Genomic DNA, 7,945 nt, shown 5'->3' with positions numbered 1-7,945 from the left:
GTCCCCGTGGTCGGAGCGGTCACCGTCGGCGTCGAGGTCGGTTGGGGTGACCGGGCGGGCCAACGGATCCCGGCGGGTAAACTCCACCCAGATGAACCCGACCCGCCGGTCCGCCCGCACCCGGCAGCCCCGAGCGCGGAACGCCTGCCGTAATGCTTCAGCCTGTTCCGCCCACTGCTGCGGCGTCTGCCCATAAAGCAGCTCGACGCGCAGCCGGTCGGCCCAGCGGGTGCAGCGGATCCGCCGGATGCGGGGGAAGGTCTCGGCGAACGCCACCCGGTCCCCGGTCGAGGTCGGCTCCCGGATCGCCAACTCGGTGTAGACCATGACCGGCCGCCACCGTCGCCGATAGACCAGCCCCAGCCGCAGCCGGCCGATCACCTACCAGGCCAGCCAGGAGAACGACCGGCGGTGCAGCCGCCACCACACCGCGGCGACGACGGCCAGGCCCAGCCCGGCGGCACCCAGACCGGTCGTCCCGTACCGGTGGTGGATCACCATGATGGTGACGACCACGGCGACGGTCACCGGCCGGCGGGCCAGCCACCGCAGCAGATGCCACAGGATCTTTCCAGCCAGCCCGATCAGCAGCATCCACAGCGGCACATCGACCTTCGGATTGCGGGTCGGCACCTCGGGAAACGGCCGCGACCCGTTGGTTTTTGCCATGACAGATCACACCCACCTTGCAGAAAGAAGAATCAGAGGAAAAGAATCCGGCAGGCAAGAAACCCGCTGGAGGCGGTTATGCCGCGACCGCGGGCCCCTCGTCCGGGCCTGTGTCAGCGGCCTCCAGCATCAACCGCTCGCATTCCAACAGATGGTCATTGGCGGCCTGGACCAGCGCGTGGGCGAACTCCAGATGCCCCGCGGTCACCGTCTGATCCCAGATCGACAACGTGAGGTACGCCCCCGGTGTCGATCCCGAGGATCGGTGTCCGGTCCGGGTAGCGGTGACAGAACACCGTCCAGTCCCCGCCGACGTGGAGCCCCAGATGCAACGACGAGCCCGGTTCACCGTTGTCAGCCAACGGTTCCGGCGCCACCGGCATCACCGCCGCCCCCATCTTCACCTTCACCTCCGCCGAGCCGGCACGCGCGGTCGGGTCCGGGTCCATGACACACACCGTCCACAGCGGCTCTCCGGTGTCCTTGTCGCGCTCCTGGACGTCGACCTCACCCGCCTGCGCCTTCGCGAAGTCGCGGGCAGCCTCCACACCGAGCACGAACGCGCCGTGCGGGAACACGTCCTCGAACCGCACCGGAATTCGTCGTGGCAGCGCCACCGTCACCCACCTCCGTCAGGGATCAGGTCCGGGTTCCGGCGGGACGCCGCGTCCCGGACAGCATCCACAATGAGGCGCTCAGGAACCGCTTGCCAAGCGATATCGTACCTATGTATATGCACCCCGTATGAAATCCATACCCCGACCGGTTGGCATGTCAACAGCCGTTTGCCCCACAGCTATTTTTGACAGGTGACAAACAAGGACGGCGTCCCGCCGTACACGGCACGCGGCCGGGTTGAGGGTGAGAACTGGCAGGCTGTCGCCGACGCGCTCAACGCCCGCATGGCCGCCCGCCGCATCGGACAACAGGCCCTCGCGACCGCGTCCGGGGTGTCCGTGGCCACCCTGCGGCAGCTCCAGCACGCCCGGCACTCCCGCCGCGTCCAGAACACCACCTGTCCGCGGTGGCCCGCGCGCTGGACTGGCCGGACGACCACCTGATCCGGGTCCTGCTCGGCGACCAGGCGGACGACGCGGACGACGACACCGACCGGACCGCGTCCCCGGCGGACCGCTGGGTCGTGGCACGCCTTGACGCGATCGAAGGCCATCTCCGGCGGATGGATCAGCGTCTCGCTCTCATCGAACGGCACCTCAGCACGTGCGGCCTGTGAAACGCCGAAGGGCTGGAACCTCACGGAGTCCTCCCCGCGCGGTTCCAGCCCTTTTCTACGGCCGTGCTGTCGAGCTATCCCGGTGGCGCGGCTCGCTGTGGCAGCGCCAGACAGAAGATCAGAAGTAGGTCGACGTCACCGAACGACTCGACGAACTCGGCGGTCTCCGGCAGCGTCCGCAACATCCGGATCAGTTCCGCCGGCCGCATGGACGGTGTGAGCGTGACGACCCACTCCCTCGCGCCAGCGGGGAACAGCGACTCTCCGCTGTTCGGCGGCTGCGCATCGTCGGAGGGACGGTCCGCGTCGTCGGCGTCGCTGGTCACCGCGGCCTGGGCCGCCGCACGGCACGCGCGAGTGCCGCCTCGAGCTGGCTACGGCCCCCCACCTGCCGGGAGACGTTCTCCACGAAGAAGAACAGCGGCGTGACCTGGTAGTCGTGCCAGCCGTTCTCGATGGCGAACAGGTCCGCCGACGCCGCCGAATCAAATGTGATCATTGTGTCGCGGACACGGCGTTCCGCTCCTGGCTCGAACCGCACGACACCCCACAGCACCGGCGTCCGGGTGTCCGTACCGCTGTCCTCCACACCGTTTCTCGTCCCGTTGCTGGTCACCGTCACCGGCTTCACCGTCCCGTCCGCATCGTCGATTGGATGCCGGCCCGGTCCCGCGGGCAAGCTCCCTCAACGCGGGACAGGGCCGGTTGCGAACGACTGTGCCGAGCGCACGGATGTCGCCGAAAGTCCCAGGCCGTATACGCCGAACACCCCACGATCTATCCACTGGCCGTATAGTCGTGTCGTTCGATGAGCGTTCGTACCGTTTGCGTGCAGGCCATCGGGAGGCCCCATGGGAACCGGACGCCGTCCGCTACCCCCCACGCCCGAAGGGCTGTGGGAGCAGCCCGACATGGCCGAAGCGATCAGCGGCCGGGACATGGCCGTCGTCCTGACCATCTACCGGAAGTACACCGGTGCGACACAGACCCAGATCGCGGGCGCCTGCGAGATCCCGCAGTCCCACGTCAGCGAGATCCAGAGCGGCCGCCGGCGGGTCACCAGCCTGGAGATCTTCAAGCGTCTCGCCGACGGCCTCGGGATCCCCCGAACCCCTCTCGGCCTTGCCGAAAAACCGGACACCCGGCGGCCGGACGGCCAGGACGCGCCCGCCCGGCCCCTGCCGACCGAGCTCGTCCCCGAGGTTGTGCGGATCTACCCCAACCGTGGCACCGTCCCCGGCGAGATGTGGCGGGCACTGCTCAACCACGCCCAGGACACCGTGGACATCCTCGTGATCGCAGGCCTGTTCCTCCCCGACGGACACGCCGACCTCGTCCCACTCCTGCGCGCGAAGGCCGCCACCGGCGTGAAGATCCGCTACTCGCTCGGTGATCCCGCCTCCGACGCGGTAGCGCTGCGCGGCGCCGAGGAAGGCATCGGCGACAACCTCGCCGCCCGCACCCGGATGACCCTCACCTACCTGTCCGGCCTGCGCGACGTCCCCGGCATCGACCTCCGGCTCCACAGCACGACCCTGTACAACTCGATCTACCGATTCGACAACGAGATGCTCGTGAACACCCACGTCTACGGCGCCCCGGCCGCGCACTCCTCCGTGTTGCACCTGCGCCAGACCGCCGACGGCAGCCTGTTCGACCACTACGCCGCCGGGTTCGAGCGCGTCTGGGCCACCACCGAAGGAGCCTGACAGCCCATGGCACGGATCGACTACTTCAACGACCCCAACGCCCCCAAGGCCAACAGCGTCGTCCCCTCGGTCACCGCGGTCGTCACCGACGAGACTGGCCGCATCCTCATGGTCCACAAAACCGACAACGACCTGTGGGCGCTGCCAGGCGGAGGCATGGACCTCGGCGAATCGATCGCGGACGCCGCTGTCCGGGAAACCAAGGAGGAAACCGGCATCGACATCGAGGTCACCGGCCTGATCGGCGTGTACACCAACCCCCGGCACGTCCTGGCCTACGACGACGGCGAGGTCCGCCAACAGTTCTCCCTGTGCTTCACCACCCGCATGCTCGGCGGCACCCTGCGCACGTCCAGCGAGACGAAGGAAGTCCAGTTCGTCGCCCCCACCGACCTCGACAGCCTGAACATCCACCCGTCCATGCGGCTACGGATCAACCACTACCTCGAAGGCCGCCCCACGCCCTATATCGGCTGACCAGCCGCCGCCAGACGGTGCAACATCCGATCGATCGAGACCCCCAGTAGCGGACGAGCACGCGCAATCGAGCGATGCACCACCGAACCCTCCCCATACCGGGAAAAGATCTCCTCCACCCGCTCGGCGAAGGTGAACCGCTGCCCCTTCGGACCGGTCGTCATGTCCGCGAACACCAGGGCGTCCATCACCGGCGACTCCTCCAGCTCCCAGGAGGCCAGCACGTCGGACAGGCCGCGTTCCTCGGCTTCGATCCGGGCACAGGAGTGATGCGCCACCAACGCACACAGCCGGCGGGAGACGTCCGGACGCTGTTGAAGGAACCGGGCACCGTCCACCGGATGGAACCGCAGCAACCCCACCGCCGGGGCATAGCCGATGTCATGCAGCCAGGCCGCGGTGACCAACAGGTCCCGTTCCTCCGGGTCCACTGCCACCGCCGCTTCCCGCGCACGGGCAGCAACCTCCCGCACATGAGCCCACCGGTCACCCAAAGGCACAAGAAGCTCGCTCGCCAACCGCTCAGCAGCCGCTACATCCACCCACACGACGGTATGTACACCCCGGTCCGGCGTCAGCCGAGTCCAGTGGACTGCCGAAATACCCGTTTTAGGATCAGACGGTACGGCCTGCGCCACGCGACGGCTGCGCGTGGCGCAGGCACGCTATGCTCGCCGGCGCGTCGCCGACTACCCGCCAGCATAGCCCGATACAAAAGAGTCGGGTGGCCCGACAGGCAGCCGACCTATCATGATCAACAACTTGTGCCATCATCTTGTCGTGACGAGCATGGCCTCCCTTGGCCCCGCCCAGCGGCTACTGAAAATCAACGAAGAGATTCTCCGCAAGGAAGCGGAACTACGCAATTCACGCTTCACTCGACGTGTGGCGCGTATATGTACCGCGGTCGGGCCAGCCACATTGATAGCCGTCTACATAGCTACAGCGTTAACATGGAGAACAGTTGACCTAAGGTTGATCAATTTCATTCTAATTCCCTTTGGAAGTCTGGCCGTATCGACTGCAACCTTTATCTATTGGACAACCTTTACTGATGACAGCGTGAAGAGTGTCGCAGAATTAGATCTAGATCTAAGCGTTTTACGGGAACGAAAGAGAATTCAAGCCGCAGAGTTGATGCTTGACAGCCGGTACCGCCGTAGCGGCTACAGGGAGGAAATAACACCAACCCTGACTCGCTATCGGCGCGAAAGTACTCGCTACCGAAGAATTCACAACTACTTGCAAGCATGCATAATCATCGGATCGCTTGCCACAACCACCTTGGCAGGAATATCCGTCGACACAGTTGTATTTAGATGGGCGACCGCCGGAAGTAGCTTTTTTGTTGGCATCGCCGCCGGATTTACTGGATACTATAAGTTTCGCGAAAGGAGTTTCCATCTACAGCAAACTGCCGATGCGATCGAGCAGGAGTGGAAAGCATTTGAGTTGAGCATTGGACGCTATAAAAATCTAACCGACGATGAAGCGCTCGCCGATTTCGTGGAAGAGATTGAGCAGCTCAAGGCAGAACAAAGAAAACGAGAGCAAAACCTCGATCAACCCTCAGAACGGGAGTCAGCGACCAGCCGTGCAGCACAGTAACGAGACGCAGATATCAAGGCGTTGACCAGGCGATACGGACCTCGGAGGACGACCACTGATGGAGTAGGTCGATCTTGTAATCGGGTGGCATGCGACGGTGCGGATGTAGCAACCGGTGTAGCAACGAGCGCCTACGAAGGCGGACGCCGGTGGATCGCCAGGGCAGAAGGCGGGCTGAGACAGCGAGTGCTTGCCGTGCCTTCTAAGCACCAGGTCGCAGGTTCGATCCCTGCCGGGCGCACAAACCCCCCTGACCAGGCAGAACGTAATCGATCAATCCGGATGCTTCGTTGCATGCCGCTTAGACAGCGGATAACACTCCGCTCCGCCGCTGCCATCGTCCCGAGGCCGGGATGATCGTTCTGACGGCTCGACGTCATGTGGCGCCATACGCTCGTCGCGTGGCTGAGACAAGACTGCTCACAGCGCTACTGACGCCAGACCCGGACGGCGGGTACGTCGCCCAGATTGTGGAGCTGCCGGGCGTGATCAGCCAGGGCGACACCGTGGAGGAGGCACTGGCGAACATCCGCGAAGCCGCCGAGATCTACCTCGAAGACGCGACACCAGCGGATCGCGCCTCACTTGACGCACACCCTCTGACCACCGCGGTGCAGGTGCGTGTGGCTTGAGCGGCCTTCCTGTACTGTCCGGCGCGCGGCTGGTCAAGGCACTCGAGCGCGCCGGGTTCACGCAGGTTCGGAGCAGGGGAAGCCACGTCGTGATGCGCAACCTGGACAACGGGCGTGGGGTGACCGTGCCTCTCCACACCACAAATCAAGCGTGGCACGCTCGCGGCGATTCTCTGTCAAGCGGGACTACGCCCTGACGAGCTCGACGCACTCCTGTAGCGGATACCCAGCGCGGGCGAGCGGCTTCCGGACGCGACCCCGCCGCGAGATCCGAACCTTCGCCGACGTACTTGAGCGGGCAGCCCACCACGAGGGCGACCAAGCGCACGCCGACAACCGCCGCGGCCGGATTCTTCCTGGGCTCGCCCCGTCCACCGTTCGGATCACGGGCCAAACGCTTTCCCCTCCGGCGAACTCTTCCCCCAGATGCCTGGTTGGAGCAGTCTGGTGGTCTCGATCGGAGGCGGGCCGTCGTCACGGGTACCGGAGGCATCCGAGGCACGCCGCCGATCCTCTTGCCGGAGGTGGGGGTGCCGACGATCGGATGATAGTATCCGATCGGATACACCGGGAGGTTGACGTGGAAGGGTCTTCGAGCGGGCGCCTCATTGAGCGGGCACGTCTGGAGGCCGGATTGTCCGGGGCGGAGATGGCTCGCCTCGCTCATACCTCCAGGCCGACGCTGGCGGCCTACGAGCACGGCTCGAAGTCGCCGACGCTGGCGACCGCGGAGCGGTTGCTGGCCGTCGCGGGTTTCCGCCTCGACATCGTCCCGGTTCCCGGGTTTCAGGTGGTCAACGATGAGCGGGGACGGCCGTTCGTGGTCCCGGACCGGTTGCCTCGTCTTCCCGTGACGCTGGCGCTGGCGCGGGTGCGGCTGCCGGTGCATCTCGGCTGGTCCGACCCTGCGCGGATTTATGACTTGTCTGACCGTCAGCAACGGCAGCGTGTCTATGAGATCGTGCTGCGCGAGGGGCAGGCTGAGGATATCCAGACTTACATCGACGGCGCCCTGCTGATCGATGCGTGGCGTGAGCTGGTCCTCCCTGCAGCAATCCGACGGCGGTGGGAACAGACCGTCCTCCCGCCGTGATCACATGGCTCCAGCGGCTGGTGGCGCGAACCTTCTTCGCGCTACCGGAAAGCGCGGGTTTCGCGGTCGCCGGTGGCGCGGCCCTCAACGTCCGTGATCTCGTCAACCGGCCAACCCGGGATCTTGATCTGTTCACATCCCCAGCACCGGGCATGCTGATCTCGGCGGTGGCGGCAGCCTACGAGCGAAGTGCGCAAGAACGGGGATGGACCGTCAGGCGGATCCACGTCACGGAGACGTTCGCCAGACTCGTCACCGACACCGGTGCGGAATCATTGATCGTCGATATAGGCATCGACAGCCGCCCGACCAGGCGCCGACCATGACGGAACTCGGACCCACCCTCACCGCCCGAGACTTGGCCGCGCGCAAGACGCTGGCTCTTTTCGGTCGGGCCGAAGCCCGGGACTTCACGGACGTGTACTGGCTGTCGCGTCGCTTTGGGAAGGACCAGCTTCTGCGGTTGGCCGGCGCTCAGGACCAGGGCTGCGCGAAGGTCGCCCGGCGTGGCGATCGGCTACTC

General features: G+C 65.6%; 13 protein-coding genes, 1 tRNA gene and 2 pseudogenes. 10 read left to right on the top strand and 6 right to left on the bottom strand.

Translation table 11 applies throughout. From position 1 onward, the window contains the following. The 3 genes and pseudogenes from CV1CTNOD_RS24520 to CV1CTNOD_RS26365 form a co-directional block, all read right to left on the bottom strand. Positions 1 to 381, bottom strand: a pseudogene (locus CV1CTNOD_RS24520) (FtsK/SpoIIIE domain-containing protein); the annotation flags it as partial. Continuing rightward, positions 382 to 669, bottom strand: coding sequence for a hypothetical protein (locus tag CV1CTNOD_RS07080; RefSeq protein WP_131785356.1), 288 nt, complete (start codon positions 667 to 669; stop codon positions 382 to 384). Positions 670 to 824: 155 nt separating this feature from the next. After that, positions 825 to 1,286, bottom strand: a complete 462-nt coding sequence (locus tag CV1CTNOD_RS26365) for a hypothetical protein (RefSeq protein ID WP_242606439.1) — start codon at positions 1,284 to 1,286, stop codon at positions 825 to 827. A 192-nt stretch (positions 1,287 to 1,478) separates the two neighbouring features. Here CV1CTNOD_RS26365 and CV1CTNOD_RS07065 point away from each other — a divergent pair. Continuing rightward, a pseudogene (locus tag CV1CTNOD_RS07065) lies at positions 1,479 to 1,903 on the top strand (helix-turn-helix domain-containing protein). Between the two features lie 74 nt (positions 1,904 to 1,977). Here the strand turns inward: CV1CTNOD_RS07065 and CV1CTNOD_RS07060 are convergent. Then, positions 1,978 to 2,229 (bottom strand): hypothetical protein, encoded by a 252-nt coding sequence (locus CV1CTNOD_RS07060; protein ID WP_131785355.1) that lies wholly within the window; start codon positions 2,227 to 2,229, stop codon positions 1,978 to 1,980. Next, a complete protein-coding gene (locus CV1CTNOD_RS26360) occupies positions 2,226 to 2,525 on the bottom strand; it encodes a hypothetical protein (RefSeq protein ID WP_242606438.1) in 300 nt (99 codons plus the stop codon). Before CV1CTNOD_RS26360 ends, CV1CTNOD_RS07060 begins: the two co-directional genes overlap by 4 nt. 229 nt (positions 2,526 to 2,754) lie before the next feature. On the opposite strand from CV1CTNOD_RS26360, the gene CV1CTNOD_RS07050 reads away from it, so the two are divergent. Together CV1CTNOD_RS07050 and CV1CTNOD_RS07045 are read left to right on the top strand one after the other, a co-directional pair. Then, entirely contained in the window at positions 2,755 to 3,612 is an 858-nt protein-coding gene (locus tag CV1CTNOD_RS07050; protein WP_131785354.1) for a helix-turn-helix domain-containing protein, read from the top strand. Positions 3,613 to 3,618: 6 nt separating this feature from the next. Continuing rightward, a complete protein-coding gene (locus CV1CTNOD_RS07045) occupies positions 3,619 to 4,089 on the top strand; it encodes an NUDIX hydrolase (RefSeq protein ID WP_131785353.1) in 471 nt (156 codons plus the stop codon). On the opposite strand, the gene CV1CTNOD_RS07040 is transcribed toward CV1CTNOD_RS07045, so the two are convergent. After that, positions 4,077 to 4,631, bottom strand: a complete 555-nt coding sequence (locus CV1CTNOD_RS07040) for an HD domain-containing protein (RefSeq protein ID WP_131785352.1) — start codon at positions 4,629 to 4,631, stop codon at positions 4,077 to 4,079. The genes CV1CTNOD_RS07045 and CV1CTNOD_RS07040 overlap by 13 nt on opposite strands. A gap of 208 nt (positions 4,632 to 4,839) precedes the next feature. On the opposite strand from CV1CTNOD_RS07040, the gene CV1CTNOD_RS25480 reads away from it, so the two are divergent. From CV1CTNOD_RS25480 to CV1CTNOD_RS24510, 7 genes are all read left to right on the top strand, one after another. Then, positions 4,840 to 5,697, top strand: a complete 858-nt coding sequence (locus CV1CTNOD_RS25480) for a DUF4231 domain-containing protein (RefSeq protein WP_207386248.1) — start codon at positions 4,840 to 4,842, stop codon at positions 5,695 to 5,697. A 169-nt stretch (positions 5,698 to 5,866) separates the two neighbouring features. Beyond that, a tRNA-OTHER gene (locus tag CV1CTNOD_RS24515) sits at positions 5,867 to 5,938 on the top strand. 160 nt (positions 5,939 to 6,098) lie between these two features. Then, positions 6,099 to 6,329 carry a type II toxin-antitoxin system HicB family antitoxin gene (locus CV1CTNOD_RS07030; protein WP_207386247.1) on the top strand — a complete coding sequence of 77 codons (231 nt, stop codon included), beginning with the start codon at positions 6,099 to 6,101 and terminating at the stop codon, positions 6,327 to 6,329. After that, positions 6,326 to 6,526, top strand: a complete 201-nt coding sequence (locus CV1CTNOD_RS28145; RefSeq protein ID WP_431607083.1) for a type II toxin-antitoxin system HicA family toxin — start codon at positions 6,326 to 6,328, stop codon at positions 6,524 to 6,526. Before CV1CTNOD_RS07030 ends, CV1CTNOD_RS28145 begins: the two co-directional genes overlap by 4 nt. 383 nt (positions 6,527 to 6,909) lie before the next feature. Continuing rightward, positions 6,910 to 7,422: a helix-turn-helix domain-containing protein gene (locus CV1CTNOD_RS07020; protein WP_131785350.1), complete on the top strand. Its 513-nt coding sequence runs from the start codon at positions 6,910 to 6,912 to the stop codon at positions 7,420 to 7,422. Further along, positions 7,419 to 7,748, top strand: coding sequence for a nucleotidyl transferase AbiEii/AbiGii toxin family protein (locus CV1CTNOD_RS07015; RefSeq protein WP_165485358.1), 330 nt, complete (start codon positions 7,419 to 7,421; stop codon positions 7,746 to 7,748). The genes CV1CTNOD_RS07020 and CV1CTNOD_RS07015 overlap by 4 nt, the downstream gene beginning before the upstream one ends. Next, on the top strand, positions 7,745 to 7,945 hold a 201-nt coding region (locus CV1CTNOD_RS24510; protein WP_165485357.1), incomplete at its 3' end, for a nucleotidyl transferase AbiEii/AbiGii toxin family protein. The genes CV1CTNOD_RS07015 and CV1CTNOD_RS24510, both read left to right, overlap by 4 nt.

This window comes from Protofrankia symbiont of Coriaria ruscifolia (assembly GCF_900634745.1).
Classification (GTDB): Bacteria; Actinomycetota; Actinomycetes; order Frankiales; family Frankiaceae; genus Protofrankia; species Protofrankia californiensis.
This window is presented reverse-complemented; position numbering and strand designations above follow the sequence as displayed.